This is a genomic window from Salinivibrio kushneri (genome assembly GCF_027286325.1).
Classification (GTDB): Bacteria; Pseudomonadota; Gammaproteobacteria; order Enterobacterales; family Vibrionaceae; genus Salinivibrio; species Salinivibrio kushneri_A.
In genome coordinates this window covers 703,203-718,739 of sequence record NZ_CP114588.1, presented here as the reverse complement: position 1 = coordinate 718,739, position 15,537 = coordinate 703,203, and the positions used below count along the sequence as shown (strand labels likewise).

General features: G+C 50.6%; 15 protein-coding genes. 1 reads left to right on the top strand and 14 read right to left on the bottom strand.

Annotated features, from left to right (window positions below; translation table 11 throughout):
• The 6 genes from N8M53_RS03510 to N8M53_RS03485 form a co-directional block, all read right to left on the bottom strand.
• On the bottom strand, positions 1-1,254 hold the full coding sequence (locus N8M53_RS03510) for a glutamate-5-semialdehyde dehydrogenase (RefSeq protein WP_269579501.1): 1,254 nt from the start codon (positions 1,252-1,254) through the stop codon (positions 1-3).
• 21 nt (positions 1,255-1,275) lie between these two features.
• On the bottom strand, positions 1,276-2,430 hold the full coding sequence (gene proB / locus N8M53_RS03505) for a glutamate 5-kinase (protein WP_269579500.1): 1,155 nt from the start codon (positions 2,428-2,430) through the stop codon (positions 1,276-1,278).
• 84 nt (positions 2,431-2,514) lie between these two features.
• Positions 2,515-2,916: a sigma factor-binding protein Crl gene (gene crl / locus N8M53_RS03500; protein WP_269579499.1), complete on the bottom strand. Its 402-nt coding sequence runs from the start codon at positions 2,914-2,916 to the stop codon at positions 2,515-2,517.
• Positions 2,917-3,075: 159 nt separating this feature from the next.
• Positions 3,076-4,329, bottom strand: a complete 1,254-nt coding sequence (frsA, locus tag N8M53_RS03495; RefSeq protein WP_077578615.1) for an esterase FrsA — start codon at positions 4,327-4,329, stop codon at positions 3,076-3,078.
• Positions 4,330-4,480: 151 nt separating this feature from the next.
• Positions 4,481-4,936, bottom strand: a complete 456-nt coding sequence (gpt, locus tag N8M53_RS03490) for a xanthine phosphoribosyltransferase (protein ID WP_077771082.1) — start codon at positions 4,934-4,936, stop codon at positions 4,481-4,483.
• 56 nt (positions 4,937-4,992) lie between these two features.
• Entirely contained in the window at positions 4,993-6,285 is a 1,293-nt protein-coding gene (locus N8M53_RS03485) for an NCS2 family permease (RefSeq protein ID WP_269579498.1), read from the bottom strand.
• Between the two features lie 708 nt (positions 6,286-6,993).
• Here N8M53_RS03485 and N8M53_RS03480 point away from each other — a divergent pair.
• Positions 6,994-8,469 carry an aminoacyl-histidine dipeptidase gene (locus tag N8M53_RS03480; protein WP_420066595.1) on the top strand — a complete coding sequence of 492 codons (1,476 nt, stop codon included), beginning with the start codon at positions 6,994-6,996 and terminating at the stop codon, positions 8,467-8,469.
• Here N8M53_RS03480 and dinB read toward each other — a convergent pair.
• The 8 genes from dinB to N8M53_RS03440 all read right to left on the bottom strand — a co-directional run bounded on the left by dinB (position 8,466) and on the right by N8M53_RS03440 (position 15,535).
• Positions 8,466-9,542, bottom strand: coding sequence for a DNA polymerase IV (dinB, locus tag N8M53_RS03475; RefSeq protein ID WP_269579496.1), 1,077 nt, complete (start codon positions 9,540-9,542; stop codon positions 8,466-8,468). The two genes, N8M53_RS03480 and dinB, sit on opposite strands and share 4 nt — an antisense overlap.
• Before the next feature lie 54 nt (positions 9,543-9,596).
• On the bottom strand, positions 9,597-9,818 hold the full coding sequence (gene nqrM / locus N8M53_RS03470) for a (Na+)-NQR maturation NqrM (RefSeq protein WP_046073749.1): 222 nt from the start codon (positions 9,816-9,818) through the stop codon (positions 9,597-9,599).
• A 98-nt stretch (positions 9,819-9,916) separates the two neighbouring features.
• Complete coding sequence (locus N8M53_RS03465; RefSeq protein WP_269579495.1) at positions 9,917-10,933, bottom strand: FAD:protein FMN transferase; 1,017 nt, start codon at positions 10,931-10,933, stop codon at positions 9,917-9,919.
• 84 nt (positions 10,934-11,017) lie between these two features.
• Positions 11,018-12,241 carry an NADH:ubiquinone reductase (Na(+)-transporting) subunit F gene (gene nqrF / locus N8M53_RS03460; protein WP_077668158.1) on the bottom strand — a complete coding sequence of 408 codons (1,224 nt, stop codon included), beginning with the start codon at positions 12,239-12,241 and terminating at the stop codon, positions 11,018-11,020.
• A gap of 31 nt (positions 12,242-12,272) precedes the next feature.
• The gene (gene nqrE / locus N8M53_RS03455) at positions 12,273-12,869 is read right to left on the bottom strand and encodes an NADH:ubiquinone reductase (Na(+)-transporting) subunit E (protein WP_046073752.1); all 597 of its coding nucleotides are present in this window, start codon (positions 12,867-12,869) and stop codon (positions 12,273-12,275) included.
• Between the two features lie 6 nt (positions 12,870-12,875).
• Positions 12,876-13,508: an NADH:ubiquinone reductase (Na(+)-transporting) subunit D gene (locus N8M53_RS03450; RefSeq protein WP_077456976.1), complete on the bottom strand. Its 633-nt coding sequence runs from the start codon at positions 13,506-13,508 to the stop codon at positions 12,876-12,878.
• Positions 13,501-14,304: a Na(+)-translocating NADH-quinone reductase subunit C gene (locus tag N8M53_RS03445; protein ID WP_077668157.1), complete on the bottom strand. Its 804-nt coding sequence runs from the start codon at positions 14,302-14,304 to the stop codon at positions 13,501-13,503. Before N8M53_RS03445 ends, N8M53_RS03450 begins: the two co-directional genes overlap by 8 nt.
• Complete coding sequence (locus N8M53_RS03440) at positions 14,294-15,535, bottom strand: NADH:ubiquinone reductase (Na(+)-transporting) subunit B (RefSeq protein WP_077668156.1); 1,242 nt, start codon at positions 15,533-15,535, stop codon at positions 14,294-14,296. Before N8M53_RS03440 ends, N8M53_RS03445 begins: the two co-directional genes overlap by 11 nt.
• Positions 15,536-15,537 lie beyond the last annotated feature (2 nt).

Genomic DNA, 15,537 nt, shown 5'->3' with positions numbered 1-15,537 from the left:
TCAGTGACGTGATAAATAGTCCGCTCGCCCCACCCACTTATAGGTAGTCAGCTCCTCAAGCCCCATCGGGCCACGTGCATGCAGCTTTTGCGTCGAAACTGCCACCTCTGCACCAAGCCCAAACTGCGCACCATCGGTGAAGCGCGTTGAGGCGTTGACATATACTGCCGCCGAGCCGGCACCATTAATAAAGGTTTCTGCCGCCTGCAAGTCGTTGGTCAAAATGGCATCGGAATGGCTGGCATTGTGCGCGCGCATGTGCGCGAGTGCCTCATCCACACTATCAACCACCACCACTCCAAGGGTTGGCCCTAGCCACTCGGTATCAAAGTCCCCTGCCTGCGCCTCACGCAGTTGCGCCACGCCATCCAGATACGGTAACGCACTTGATCCAGCGACAATGTGCAGCCCATGCTGATTAAACGCCGTCAGCAAGCGAGCAAATAATTGTGCTGCCACGTCTTTGTGAACCAGCAAGGTGTCTAGCGCGTTGCAGGCGGATGGGCGGTCTGTCTTGGCATTGAGGATCACATCAGGCGCTTTATCGAGATCAGCACTGTGATCGACATACAAGTGGCTAATGCCAAACCCCCCGATAATTACGGGAATAGTACTGTTTTGTTTACACATTTTGTGCAGTCCGGCACCACCGCGTGGAATGATCATATCAACGTAGTCATCAAGGGTCAGTAACTCAGAGACCAGCGCACGATCAGGTTTTTCAATATATTGCACCGAGGCATGCGGCAGCCCCGCTTTCTCCAACCCAGTCTGTATCACCTTCACTAATACCTGGTTAGTCGAGAAGGTTTCTTTCCCTCCCCGCAGAATCGCTGCATTGCCCGTTTTTAAGCACAATGCCGCGATATCAATGGTAACGTTAGGGCGCGCCTCATAAATCACCCCAATCACCCCCAGCGGCTCTCGACGCTTTGACAACGACATACCGTTTTCAAGCAGCTTATGATCGATCATCTGGCCCACAGGATCGGCTAAGGCTATGACTTGCCTCACATCGCTGGCCATATTGGTTAAACGGTCTGGGGTCAGGGTTAAGCGGTCCAACATCGCTGGATCCATGTCTGCCTCCCGCGCGGCGGCAAGATCACTTTCATTGGCGGCTAAAATCGCTGTTTGCTGTGCGTCAAGCTCATCCGCAATCATCGCTAGCGCTTGGTTTTTGGTGGCCGTGGATGTCACAGCCAATTGATGTGCAGCCTCTTTAGCCGCTTTCCCCATATTTTGTAAATTCATTGTGTCCCCGTCTTTGCTTTTTTAATTGTCTACCACCACAAGATCATCACGGTGCATCGCAACTGGTCCATACTCATAACCTAGGATATCTGCGATTTGTTGGCTATGCGCACCGGCAATACGGCGCAAGTCACTGGCGGTATAGCGACAAATTCCTCGCGCGACGCATTTCCCCTCCACCGACAGAATACGTACCACCTCGCCGCGTGCAAACGTCCCTTTCACCGCAACGATGCCTTTGCTCAACAAACTGCTGCCTTTTTGCGTCACCGCAGTAATCGCCCCCGCATCGACAACGATATCACCCGCTGGCGGAGGTCCGGCAAGGATCCAGCGTTTACGGCTTTCTAACGGGCTTTCTAATGGCAAAAAACGTGTGCCCGCGTTATCGCCAGCGGTAACCTTTTGAATCACCTCAGGCTTACTTCCCGCGGCAATGGTCACTTCGACACCGGCTCGACGGCCAATATCAGCCGCTTGAAGCTTGGTTGCCATCCCGCCGGTACCAAGCCCCCCGACACTGCCCCCCGCTAATTTGCGGAGTGTTTCATCAATGGTATGGACTTCACGAATCAGCTCGGCATCGGGGTTTGAACGCGGATCGGCCGTGAATAGGCCAGGTTGGTCAGTTAACAGTAGGAGTTTGTCTGCATCCGCGAGAATCGCCACCAAGGCAGATAAGTTATCATTATCGCCCACCTTGATTTCGGATGTCGCAACCGCATCGTTCTCATTCACAATCGGAATGATGCCATTATCCAGTAAGGCCTGAAGCATATCGCGGGCGTTGAGAAAGCGTTCGCGGTGTTCTAGGTCGGCCCGAGTAAGCAGCATTTGACCGACTTGAAAGCCATATAAGCCAAACAGGTGCTCCCAGGTTTGTATAAGACGGCATTGCCCTACCGCCGCCAACATTTGCTTGTTGGCCACGGTGTCAGCAAGCACTGGGTAGCCGAGATGCTCTCTGCCTGCGGCAATCGCCGCGGATGACACAATGATCACCTGGTGACCTTGCTGGCGTAAACGCGCACATTGACGCACCAGTTCGACCATGTGTGCTTGGTCTAAGCGCGCAGAGCCGCCCGTTAACACACTGGTGCCAAGTTTTACCACGAGAGTTTGGGAAGAGACGTTGGCCGCAAGGTCACCGTCTTGAAATGCATCTTGAATTGTCATGGTTGCCTGATCCACAAAAGCGTATGCCTCTCTTTTATCAATCCCTTGTACATTTAACAAGGGCGGGATCAGGCAAATCGATAGTTATTCAGAACAAGCCAGCTCTGGCTCGGTTAACGCATGGCTGGGCAAAAGAGTAAGGTTTAATTCATCTTCTACCAAGGCGCACAATTTGGCATAAAAATTAGTCAGGGTTTTATCCACGGCCTCTTGCGCAGCTCGCGGAACAGGTTTGTTGACCCAATCTCCTTTTTTATCATACAAACCAAAGCCGTAACGATACTCCAAGCGGTCAGAGTGCGGAGTCAGCTCAAACCACCAGCCCCAAAATTCACGTGCTTCGGGATCTTTATTAGCATCCACACACACAGAGAGGCTATCGAAAAAGTAGCGTTCGGTGTCCGACTTTCCTTCGCGAAAGTACGGGCCCAATGCAGTAAAACGTGTTTTTAATCGTCCGTGTGAAAGCGGTAATTTATCGCTCATCGTGTCCTCCAATGGCACTGTGACGTCCTTGTTCATGGTATATCATGGGCTTAGCCATCAGGTGAACGACAATATCCCGCTTTCAGCGGTGGATCACATCTTCATTTTTCTCCCCCTCTCACGGATAGCACCTGTGCTATTCGTGCCGCAGTCACCCGATTAGAGCACATCCTCGAACCACTTAACGGTTTCGGTCAAGGCACGGTGATAACCATCGTGCAGTGGGGTATTCGGTAAGGTCATGGCTTTGCCACCACGACTGTATCTGGCGATCATTTGATTATCTGACTCCGGACAAACGGGATCATCTTTTAGGCTAAGCGCTAAGATCGGCACCTCAGTGCGTCGGCCAGTAAGCAACCCTTGGTTTTTTAGCGACCAGGCCTGTAAGCGCGTTTTTAATGTGTCGATTGGAATGCGGCGCCCCAAGCGTGATCCGAGGGTATCTAGGTACATAGGTGGCATTTTTTTCATTAAAGAAGCGTCTGTCAGTAACGCATGCACAATGCCACCAAGTGAGGCACTGGCTTTCACGCGATGCGGCTCTAAAAACGCCATTCTCACCGCAGGATTCGCACCAAAGCGAATGCCCATGGTCCCCACACGGTGATGATCCACCCAAGGCACATCGACTAGTTTATCCAACATCGCGGTGTGCAAACGGCTGGTATCTTCATTGAGATGCCAATGACAGCTATGTCCTACAGAGGGCATATCCAGGGTTAGCACAGCAATATCGGCGGGCGCGAAGTAGTCAACGAACAAGCGCCACAAGTCAGTTTGTAAACTATCTAAGCTGCCGCTTAAGATAACCACTGGCAGCGTGGCGTCGGTGCGGGGTAAATAGAGATAGCCTTTCAGTGATTTTCCATCTAGCCGAGTCTCCACCGTTTTCACTGTGAACGGCAGTTGTGCAATCGCGCTCTCGAACGCCTTGAATGCCAAGGTTTCCGACTGCAGCGCAAGGCTATCGCCTTTTAGGTGTGGGTATGCAGCAATGCCAAAATATGTACAAGCTTGCAGCCACTGCTCCCCGGCTTGCTTCGCCTTTCCTTCATCCATCAAGGCTTGGGCGGCTTTTTGATGCTGCATGCCAACCGCTGTCCATTCATAATTCCAGTTTCCCGAGCGGTAGCCTTCAACGGTATCGAGCAATGTTTCTACCGAACGCGAGTTGTCTGAGTGAGCGATACGGGCAAAGATGGCTTCCATTTCGAGTGGCTCAACCCCTTGCCACGTCCACTGACCACGACGGCGCATTCGATACCAACTCGACTCACTGTCACCATCAAATGCCGAGTAATCTGACTGTTGGGTTTGCTGAACGGCACCGAACAGGGTCGATGTCTCAGTGGCATGCTTGTGTTTAGCAAACAGCTTCACCGATAAGTTTTGTGATTCGTTGTCCGACACACCCACTCCTAGGATTTTTATGTAACGTGCTGTTAGTTTAAACCATACACATATCAAGGCCATGATTTTCCGCACTAATCAGTCATGCCGGCCACAGAAACCAAAAACGCCGCGTGACAACGCGGCGTTTTTTGAATGCATGGCAGCACGGTTATTTGGCTATCGGCTCAACATAACTAACGGCCATATCCCAAGGCTGTTCAATCCAGGTGTCTTGGGCAATATCGACCACATAGTCATCAACCAAAGGTTTCCCTGCTGGCTTGGCACTGACGGTGACAAACCGCGCTTTCGGGTATAGCTGGCGGACCATTTCTGCGGTACCACCGGTATCCACCAAGTCATCCACCACGATAAAACCTTCACCATCACCGGGCGCTTGCTTCACCACACGCATATCGCGTTGATGGTCATGGTCATAACTTGAAATACACACAGTATCGACGTGACGGATACCCAGCTCGCGCGCCAATATGGCAGCGGGTACGAGGCCTCCGCGGCTCACGGCAATAATCCCCTTCCATTGCTCTGCGGGCAGCAATTTCTCCGCCAATTGACGGGTATACATCTGCATATTGTCCCAAGTGATAATAAACTTATTGCTCATGGTGAAAACCTCATGGCGACTCTCGCCTTGTTATAACATCAATGTGGGCAGCTGTTTTACACCAAGAAAACGAACTTGAGTAAGAACAACCCCGCCAAAATCCAAATACTGACAGGGACTTCTCGCCCTTTGCCCGCAAAGGTTTTTACGGCACAAAACGCAATAAAGCCAAGTCCGATACCGCTTGCAATCGAATAGGTCAGCGGCATCAGCAAACAGACAACCACCACGGGGGCCGCTTCTGTGAGATCTCGCCAATTGATACCGACTAAGCCAGACATCATCAAGATCGCCACATAAAACAATGCGCCGGCGGTCGCATAAGCCGGCACCATCCCTGCAAGCGGCGCAAAAAAGAGCGCGAGCAAAAACAAGATGCCAACAACGACCGCCGTTAGGCCAGTGCGCCCACCCGCGGCGACCCCGGAGACACTCTCGATATAAGAGGTCGTGTTTGACGTGCCTAAAAGCGCCCCGACGGAGGTCGCGGTACTGTCTGCCAGTAAAGCACGATTTAAGCGCGGTAGTTTACCATCTTTGTCGAGAAGTTCCGCGCGCTGTGCCACACCCACTAAGGTTCCTGCGGTATCAAAAAGGTCAACAAACAAAAATGCGAACACAATCGAGACCAGCCCCACTTCCAATGCGCCAGAGAAGTCTAGCTGCATAAACGTCGGTGCTAAGCTCGGCGGGGCTGACATCACACCGCCATAAGATACATCACCAGCAACCACACCAATCACGGTGACCGCTAAAATGGCAATCATCACCGCCCCTTTCAAACCACGATGCACAAGCCCAATGGTCAGGAAAAATCCCAATGCAGCCATCGCGGGCGCGAACGCAGTGACATCACCGAGCGCCACTAGGGTGGCGGGATGGTCGACCACAATCCCAGCATTTTGTAAGGCAATCAGCGCCAAGAAAAGGCCAATACCGGCAGAAATCCCGGTTCTTAGTGACATGGGAATGGAGTTAATAATCCACTCTCGCACGCGCAATACACTCAGTGCGATAAAGCAAAGCCCAGAAATAAACACCGCCGCCAGCGCAACTTGCCATGAGTGCCCCATCTGCAGAACCACCGTATAGGTGAAAAAAGCATTCAAGCCCATACCTGGCGCCTGCGCCACCGGATAGTTGGCAACAATCCCCATCACCAAACAACCGATCGCTGCAGCAAGACAAGTGGCGACAAAGACCGCACCTTTGTCCATGCCTGTTTCGGCTAAAATCGATGGGTTGACGAATATGATGTACGCCATGGTTAAGAAGGTGGTAAACCCAGCAATCACTTCCGTGCGAAGATCTGTGCCATGGGCTTTGAGTTTAAATAAACGCTCTAACATCGGTTATGTCCCAAACTAAAAGTGGTGTATCGCTAGATACCAAAAGGAAAACGTTTGCGTGCTAAAATTTGGCGCAAATCTTACCGATCGATGGCGGAAATTTCCAGCGTAAAAAGATCGGAACAAGGGTAAATATCGCGGATTCGAACAGATAACTGTCAAAACCATCATTATTAAGTAGCGAGCAGAGCACAATAAAAAAAACGCCACACATTGTGTGGCGCCAGAATTAAAGCGTTTGCTTCTGGATCAGAAATGTCTCTGTAAGAGCGGGGGAATCGTAAAACTTACTTGCTGTACCCGAACGGTGCCGGATACGTAAAACCTTGTGTATAGACTGACTGCTGGTTCCAGTAATAGCTTGATACCATGCCTTCCATTTTTTACCTCTCTCAAGTTTAAACCAATGTTGTTCACATTTATCTCGGTTCCTTGGAGGCGAATACTCGGGTTCACTCCATGAACAACTGGCAAGCTTGGTTGCCAATGTCTAGATAATAACCCAATGGTAATTTATTTACAAGCATTATGGTGAGTTGAGTCACAAAAAGTTCATATGTGTAATTTAATTACGTTAAAAACGCCTAATAAAGCTGGCATAAGCGGTTTCTCTGAGTGACTGTTGTCGGCATAGAGACAGTGATATCCTTGGGATTGTTTTTCCATTCCAGATAGGCCTGCTACGAAAAAGGCCATAGATAAAATAAAATGGAGTCTACCGTGTCTGAAATCAGCCAATTATCACCCCGCCCCATTTGGGCATTCTTCGACCAGATCTGTGCTATTCCTCATCCTTCTTATCATGAGTCGCAACTTGCTCAATTTATTATCGACTGGGCCAAAGGGCGTGGCCTAGCCGTCCGTCAGGATCAAACGGGGAACTTATTTATTCGTAAACCGGCCACGCCCGGAATGGAAAACCGTAAAGGGGTGGTGCTCCAAGCTCACCTAGATATGGTGCCGCAGAAAAATGAAAATACGGATCATGATTTTACTCGCGATCCTATTCGTCCCTACATTGACGGTGATTGGGTAACGGCAGAAGGCACCACATTAGGTGCGGACAACGGTATTGGCATGGCTTCATGCCTTGCCGTACTGGACGCCGATGATATCGAGCATGGCCCGCTCGAAGTGCTACTCACCACCAATGAAGAAGCCGGTATGGACGGTGCATTTGGCTTGGAAGCAGGATGGCTAGACGGGGACATCTTGCTTAACACGGATTCAGAGCAAGAGGGGGAAATCTATATGGGATGTGCCGGTGGCGTCGACGCCAGCATGCACTTTCCGATAGAGCGTCAGGCAGACGATGAGGTACTTGCGCGTTTTACGGTGGGTATTAAAGGCCTAAAAGGCGGCCATTCGGGCGTCGATATTCACACGGGTCGCGCCAATGCCAATAAGTTACTGGCCCGCTTGCTCAGCCATCATCTTGGCGAAACAGATACTCGCCTACTTGCATTACGCGGCGGGACATTGCGCAATGCCATCCCACGAGAAGCCTTTGCCGATATTGCCGTGCCTGCCGATCAACAGCAAGCACTGGCTGCAGCCATCGATGACTTTGCCATGCTGATGAAAGACGAGCTCGGCCAGCTGGAGGAACAAGTCACTGTCATTCTTGAGCCATGTGATAACCCCGTTGCGCCATTGACACGCGCCGTACAGTCTCGCTTATTAGCGGCGTTAAATGCGGCACCAAACGGTGTTGTAAGAATGAGTGATGATGTTCCAGGCGTAGTCGAAACATCACTGAATTTGGGGGTTATCAACACCGAAGACGAGCGCATTACTGTGCTATTTCTGATCCGCTCCTTAATCGATTCGGGCAGAGAAATGATGCAAGGAACGCTGCAATCGTTGGCCAGCCTTGCCAATGTCACGGTCGAGTTTTCAGGCGCATACCCTGGTTGGAAGCCCGATCCAGACTCGCAAATCATGCATATCTTCCGTGACACCTATGAAGGTATTTATCAGCGCAAACCCGACATTATGGTCATTCACGCTGGCCTTGAATGCGGCTTGTTTAAAAAACCCTATCCAACCATGGATATGATTTCATTCGGCCCGACCATCAAGTTCCCGCACTCACCCGATGAAAAAGTGAATATCGACAGTGTGGCTCATTACTGGCAGCAAATGCAGGCGATTTTAAAAGCGATCCCCGCTAAATCGGCTTAACCCAGTAAGCTCAGTTGGGGGGCATTATCGTCCCCCAACCCTACCGATAGTCCAATTAGGCGTATACGCCTTCCCTCACCACGATAGAACGCCTCATTCAACAAAGTATCAAACAGCGCGCGGTCGAGTGACTCACAGCGGTGGGCAACCGTGGTCGTTTGAAAATCATTAAACTTGATTTTTATCCCCTGCCGACAAATGCGGCCATTGGCATCGGCTTTTTCCAAGCGTACTAACAATGCTTGGTACAGGTGCTCTATCCAGGGTAAGCAAGCCTCAAGCTGATCAATATCTTCGGATAGAGTCCGCTCTACGCCCACGGATTTGCGAATTCGTTCAACTTCGACCTCTCGCCGATCAATCCCATGAGCGCGCTGCCACAACACGGCACCAAACTTGCCCATTCGCTGTATCAGCATTGCCTGGTCACAAGCTTGAATGTCAGCACAGGTGAAGAGGTTCCACTCGTGCAATTTCGTCAATGTCACCCGGCCAACGCCAGGAATCGACTGTAAAGGGAGGTCACGGACAAAGTCATCGACCTGCTCAGGTGCCACGACACAAATGCCATCGGGTTTGTTTTTGTCTGAGGCAACTTTGGCGACAAACTTGACCGGTGCCACACCGGCTGATGCGGTGAGACCAAGCTCTTGATAAATATCGCGCCGAATCGCTTGAGCTATCCGCGTCGCAGAGTTTTGTAGACACACAGTGTCGGTGACATCGAGGTAAGCTTCATCCAAAGATAACGGCTCAATGAGATCGGTGTAGCGATGAAAGATAGCATGAAGCTGCTGAGATACTTGACGGTATTTGCGCATATCACCGCGCATGACGGTTAGCCCAGGACATAGTTTAAGGGCTTGAGCGGTCGCCATTGCCGAACGGATCCCAAATCGGCGCGCCGGATAATTACAAGTCGCTATCACACCTCGCCCATCCGCAGACCCACCAATCGCTAAGGGAATGGTTTGTAACGCAGGATTATCACGCATTTCGACGGCCGCATAAAAACAGTCCATGTCGATATGGATAATTTTCTTGCTCGCTCGGCGGTTTTTTGAGCTCGTCATTATGCTGTGTCGCTAACAGCCCAACCGTGGCGGTCACCACGGTGGGCACTCTCTTTAGATGATTTGGTTTTTCTTCCATTCACGCGTTTTTTCCGCGCGGTCTTCTCGCTTTTTCCGCGCATCGCATGGCTCTGGGCAGTCACACTCTTTCTCGATACCGACGGCCCCCAAGCCACCACAGCTACCACTGATCGTTTTCTGCTGCACGATGTAACCAATCGCCATACCGGCAATGACGAGTACAAAGACAGCAAAGGTGATAAGAAAAACTGACATAATTGCTCACCTACTTCTAGTCGTCACGCCCAGTTTTGCTAAAACTGGGCGCTAGTTCCACGCCTAATGCGTGTAATAGGCGCCAGTGCAGTCCTGCACTAACGGTTTAGATACGGTTTAAAGGCCTCTGAAGCCATTTCTGTAAACCCATCATCGGTTTTGACCACCATAAACGCGGGAATATCCGCTTGGTTGGCCAGCGCCATTGCCTTTTCCGGCCCCAACACCATAAAGCCCGTCGCTAAACCATCGGCAGTCATGCAAGACGGATCAAGCACAGTGACGGACACGAGGTGATGATTGATGGGCCGCCCGGTTTCAGGGTCGATAATGTGCGAATAACGTACACCATCTTGCTCAAAATAGTTACGGTAATCGCCAGACGTGGCGACGGCCATATCACCGGGCTGAATGATCTCTTGCACAGATTGCGCGCCAGCACTGGGTTTTTCGATGGCAATCCGCCACGGGTTTTGATCTTGGTTGACACCCTTTAATTGTAACTCACCGCCAATCTCAACCAAATAATTATCGAGACCAAGCGTGGCGAGATAATTGGCGACCACATCCACCCCATACCCTTTGGCTATCGTCGACAAATCGACATACAGATCAGGATGGGTTTTGGTGAGGGTGTTACCTTCGACCTGTAAGTGCTCCAACCCAACCCTTTCCATGCGTGAGGCGATGTCTTTGTCGCTCGGAATATTCTCTGGACGTTTCTCTGGGCCAAAGCTCCATAAGTTCACCAACGGGCCTACAGTGACATCCAGTGCCCCTTGAGTGAATTCATTCAGCCGAATCGCTTCTTTCACCACGGTCGCCGTTGCTGGCGATACGTCCATTGGTGTGTCAGCCTTCTGCTGATTGAACTGGCTAAGTTCAGAATCGGTACGATACGTCGACATCTGATCGTTAACCGTTTCCAAACGTGCATCAATCTCAGCTTGAACCTTATCTTGCGACGGGGTGTTCTCTGTGGCGATATACTTCACGGAGTAGTATGTGCCCATGGTCTCACCAGTCAAATGCACCAGCTCTGGCGCGCGATCGCAACCAGCCAAGCCCATAACGACGGCCAATAGCCATGCGCAGCGTAACCATAACGTCTTCATAGTGGTGTCCTTCGACATCAGTTTCATACGTAAAATGGCTGACCCATAGGCCAGCCATTAAGCGGTAAGACAGACTGTCGGTGTTTATCCGCCGAAGTCATCCAACAGGATGTTTTCGTCTTCGACACCCAAGTCTTTAAGCAAACCAATCACGGCGGCGTTCATCATCGGCGGCCCACACATGTAGTACTCACAATCTTCTGGCGCTTCATGATCTTTCAAGTAGTTTTCATAAAGGACATTGTGAATAAAGCCCGTGTCCCCTTCCCAGTTATCCTCTGGAAGCGGATCCGATAGCGCACAATACCACTCGAAGTTATCGTTTTGCTCTTGGAGCATATCGAAGTCTTCGACATAGAACATTTCTCGCTTAGAGCGCGCACCATACCAGAAGGTGATCTTACGATCGGTGTTCAGACGCTTAAGCTGGTCAAAGATGTGTGAGCGCATTGGCGCCATACCGGCACCACCACCCACAAATACCATCTCCGCATCGGTGTCTTTAGCAAAGAACTCACCGAATGGCCCAGAGATTGTACACTTGTCGCCTGGCTTGAGTGACCAAATATAGGACGACATCTGACCTGGTGGCACATCAGGATTACGTGGTGGTGGCGTTGCCACACGCACGTTCAGCATGATAATGCCTTCCTCTTCTGGGTAGTTTGCCATCGAGTACGCACGGATGATCTCTTCATCCACCTTCGACTCATAGCGGAAGAGATTAAACTTCTCCCAGTCTTCACGATATTCCTCAGGAATATCAAAGTCTGAGTATTTGATGTGATGCGGTGGCGCTTCAATTTGAATATAGCCACCAGCTCGGAATGGTACCGACTCGCCATCAGGGATACGCAGTTTCAACTCTTTGATAAAGGTGGCTTTGTTATCGTTGGAAATAACTTCACATTCCCACTTCTTCACCCCAAAGATTTCTTCGGGAAGCTCAATTTTCATGTCTTGCTTTACAGCAACCTGACATGAAAGACGCTCACCTTCACGTGCTTCACCTTTGGTGATGTGGTCAAGCTCGGTTGGCAGAATATCACCACCACCTTCTTTGATCTTCACGCGGCACTGACCACATGAACCACCGCCACCACAGGCAGACGATACAAACACACCAGCACCGGCCAGTGCGCCAAGCAGCTTACCGCCTGGCTGAGTCACGATCGCTTTTTCAGGATCGTCATTGATATCAATTGTGACGTCTCCGGTTGGTACCAGCTTGGATTTGGCGAACAAGATCACCAATACCAATGCCAGCACAATCAGAGTAAACATCACTACACCAAGAATAATGTCCATTGACTATTCCTTTTCTCGCAGTTTACCCGGCTTACAGTTGCACACCAGAGAAAGACATAAAGCCCAATGCCATCAGGCCAACAGAGATAAAGGTGATCCCCAATCCCCGCAGTGCTGGCGGCACGTCTGAATACTTCATTTTCTCACGGATACCCGCAAGGGCGACGATGGCTAACATCCAGCCTACCCCAGAGCCGAAGCCATATACGACTGACTCTGCGAAGTTATAATCACGCTGTACCATGAATGATACGCCACCAAAGATGGCACAGTTCACCGTAATAAGCGGCAGGAAGATACCTAACGCGTTATAAAGTGGCGGGAAGAAGCGATCTAATACCATCTCCAAGATCTGAACCAATGCGGCGATAACACCGATAAAGGTCACAAAGTTGAGAAAGCTAAGATCGATCCCTTTCACCAGTGCATCTTCGCGTAGGATCAGGTTATAGACCAAATTGTTAACCGGTACTGCGATAGTCAATACCACAACAACGGCGACACCGAGGCCGAACGCTGTTTTTACTTTCTTAGACACCGCCAAGAACGTACACATGCCGAGGAAGAATGCCAGCGCCATGTTCTCAATAAAGATTGAGCGCACCAGCAGGCTCAAATAATGTTCCATGTGCTGTTACTCCTTCGCTTCAACTTGTTCTGGTTTGAAGGTACGCACAATCCAAATCAAAAAGCCGATTAGGAAGAATGCAGATGGGGCCAGCAGCATCATACCGTTTGGTTGATACCAACCCCCTTCACTGACCACAGGCAGGATAGACACGCCAAAGACAGAGCCTGAGCCGAGCAGCTCACGGAAGAAGGCAACCGTCATCAGAACGAAACCATAACCCAATGCGTTACCTAAACCATCGATAAATGACGGCAGCGGCGACGATTTCATCGCATACGCTTCCGCGCGCCCCATCACGATACAGTTGGTAATGATAAGACCAACGAATACCGACAGCTGCTTGGATATATCGTAAACAAAGGCTTTCAGTGTCTGGTCAACCACGATAACCAATGACGCGATGATCGCCATTTGCACGATAATACGTACACTGTTAGGGATATGATTACGAATCAGCGATACGAACAAGTTAGACATCGCGGTAACAAACATAACCGCCAAGGTCATAACAAAGGCTGTTTGCATCTGCGTGGTCACCGCAAGCGCCGAACATACACCGAGAACCTGAAGGGCAATCGGGTTATTGTCTAGCACCGGCGACAGCAGATTTTTCTTCAGTTCTTTCGTTTCAGCCATTGGTCAGGCCTCCCTCACGAACTTTTGCTAAGAATGGACCAAAGCCCAAATCACCTAGCCAGAAATCAAATTGTTTCTCTACACCGTTACTGGTCAGGGTTGCACCCGATAGCGCGTCAATACCGTGCTCGCTATCACTCGGTGCTCCACCTTTAACAACCTTAATAGCTGGCTCGCCTTGATCGTTGAATAGCTTTTTGCCATCCCACTTCGCGCGCCATTTCGGGTTTTCAACTTCGCCGCCCAAGCCAGGAGTTTCCCCTTGCTCGTAATAGACGATGTCGGCCACCGTATTGCCATCCGGTTCGACCGCGACAAACGCATACATCATGCTCCATAGGCCAGAGCCTTTAACGGGCAGGATGAGGCGTTGTAAATCACCTGAGTCGTTTTTCACCAAGTAGATTTTTGCGATATCGGCACGACGGCCAAAACCAGCAATATTTTCTTCACTACTGAGTTTTTTCGACATCCCAGGGTCTTTGGCCGCTTCACGTTGGTCGTAGTCAGCAACTTCTTCGACGTTGGCCGCGTCAGGGCTAACAAAGTCGCCTTTCTCCAAGCTAACCAGGCGCGGTTCAATGTACTTGTTATAAGCATCATTGATCGCACTCTTACCGCCCGACACCTCAATGCCGGCAACCGAGAGGATGTTCTTTTGTACGTCTAGCTTTGCGTTCATCTGCTGCAAAGGACGTAACGCTACCGCTGCACCGGACACCACGATTGAGCATACCAAGCTCAACGCGATAACAACGATCAGCGTCTTCTTAATACTATCGTTACTACTTGCCATTACGAGCCAGTCTCCGTTTGATGTTGCCCTGAATCACCAAGTTATCGAACAGAGGTGCAAACAGGTTAGCGAACAGGATCGCCAGCATCATACCTTCAGGATATGCTGGGTTGACCACGCGAATGATCACAGCCATGGCACCGATCAATGCGCCGTACCACCACTTCGCTTTGTTAGTAAACGCGGCTGAAACGGGATCCGTTGCCATAAACATCATGCCGAATGCAAAACCACCCAGCACCAAGTGCCAGTAAAAAGGCATGCTAAACATCGGATTAGTGTCAGAACCAATCAACTGAAACAAGGTTGATGCCACGACCATGCCGGCGAACGTGCCCAAAATGATACGCCATGAGGCTATGCGCATGTACACCAAGGCCGCACCACCAATCAAGATGGCAAGGGTTGATACTTCACCGATAGAGCCTGGAATATTACCGAGAAAGGCATCCATCCAAGACATCGTTTGTCCAGTGACATTGTGTTGCAGTGCTTGTTCACCGCCTGAGTACCATTGGCTCAGTGCCGTTGCGCCTGAGTAACCGTCTGCAGCTGTCCACACCAGATCGCCTGAGATCTGCGCGGGATACGCAAAGAACAAGAACGCACGTCCGGCAAGCGCAGGATTTAAGAAGTTACGCCCTGTGCCACCGAAGATTTCTTTCGCAACCACCACACCAAAGGTGATGCCCAGTGCAGCCTGCCACAATGGCAAGGTTGGCGGCACGATAAGTGCAAAAAGAATCGAGGTGACGAAGAAGCCTTCGTTGACTTCGTGCTTACGTACGATGCAGAACAATACTTCCCAGAAACCACCCACAATGAACACAGTGGCGTAAATCGGTAGGAAGTAGGTCGCGCCTAGAATGGTTTTGGTTCCCCACCCCGCGGCGGTTAGCGGCCCCGCAATTGACTCCGTCAGCCAATAGTGCCAGTTCCCTTCAATGATTTGCGCAAGCTGTGCGCCTTCATATAAATGGTTCAGGCCCATGATGGCTTGGTTACCGGTGTTATACATGCCCCAGAACATCGCAGGGAACACGGCAAACCACACCATGATCATGATGCGTTTCAAATCGATGCTGTCACGTACATGCGCGCCGGCTTTGGTCACCATACCCGGGGTGTACAAAATGGTGGCGACCGCTTCGTACAGGGCAAACCATTTTTCATGTTTGCCGCCTGGCTCAAAGTGTGGCTCGATTTGCTCTAGAAAATTTTTAAGGCTCATCT

Bases quoted from the DNA above. Each gene is read 5' to 3' on its own strand.
- N8M53_RS03510 (WP_269579501.1), bottom strand. From the start codon at position 1,254: ATGAATTTACAAAATATGGGGAAAGCGGCTAAAGAGGCTGCACATCAA.
- proB (WP_269579500.1), bottom strand. From the start codon at position 2,430: ATGACAATTCAAGATGCATTTCAAGACGGTGACCTTGCGGCCAACGTC.
- crl (WP_269579499.1), bottom strand. From the start codon at position 2,916: ATGAGCGATAAATTACCGCTTTCACACGGACGATTAAAAACACGTTTT.
- gpt (WP_077771082.1), bottom strand. From the start codon at position 4,936: ATGAGCAATAAGTTTATTATCACTTGGGACAATATGCAGATGTATACC.
- N8M53_RS03485 (WP_269579498.1), bottom strand. From the start codon at position 6,285: ATGTTAGAGCGTTTATTTAAACTCAAAGCCCATGGCACAGATCTTCGC.
- N8M53_RS03480 (WP_420066595.1), top strand. From the start codon at position 6,994: ATGGAGTCTACCGTGTCTGAAATCAGCCAATTATCACCCCGCCCCATT.
- dinB (WP_269579496.1), bottom strand. From the start codon at position 9,542: ATGACGAGCTCAAAAAACCGCCGAGCGAGCAAGAAAATTATCCATATC.
- nqrM (WP_046073749.1), bottom strand. From the start codon at position 9,818: ATGTCAGTTTTTCTTATCACCTTTGCTGTCTTTGTACTCGTCATTGCC.
- N8M53_RS03465 (WP_269579495.1), bottom strand. From the start codon at position 10,933: ATGAAGACGTTATGGTTACGCTGCGCATGGCTATTGGCCGTCGTTATG.
- nqrF (WP_077668158.1), bottom strand. From the start codon at position 12,241: ATGGACATTATTCTTGGTGTAGTGATGTTTACTCTGATTGTGCTGGCA.
- nqrE (WP_046073752.1), bottom strand. From the start codon at position 12,869: ATGGAACATTATTTGAGCCTGCTGGTGCGCTCAATCTTTATTGAGAAC.
- N8M53_RS03450 (WP_077456976.1), bottom strand. From the start codon at position 13,508: ATGGCTGAAACGAAAGAACTGAAGAAAAATCTGCTGTCGCCGGTGCTA.
- N8M53_RS03445 (WP_077668157.1), bottom strand. From the start codon at position 14,304: ATGGCAAGTAGTAACGATAGTATTAAGAAGACGCTGATCGTTGTTATC.
- N8M53_RS03440 (WP_077668156.1), bottom strand. From the start codon at position 15,535: ATGAGCCTTAAAAATTTTCTAGAGCAAATCGAGCCACACTTTGAGCCA.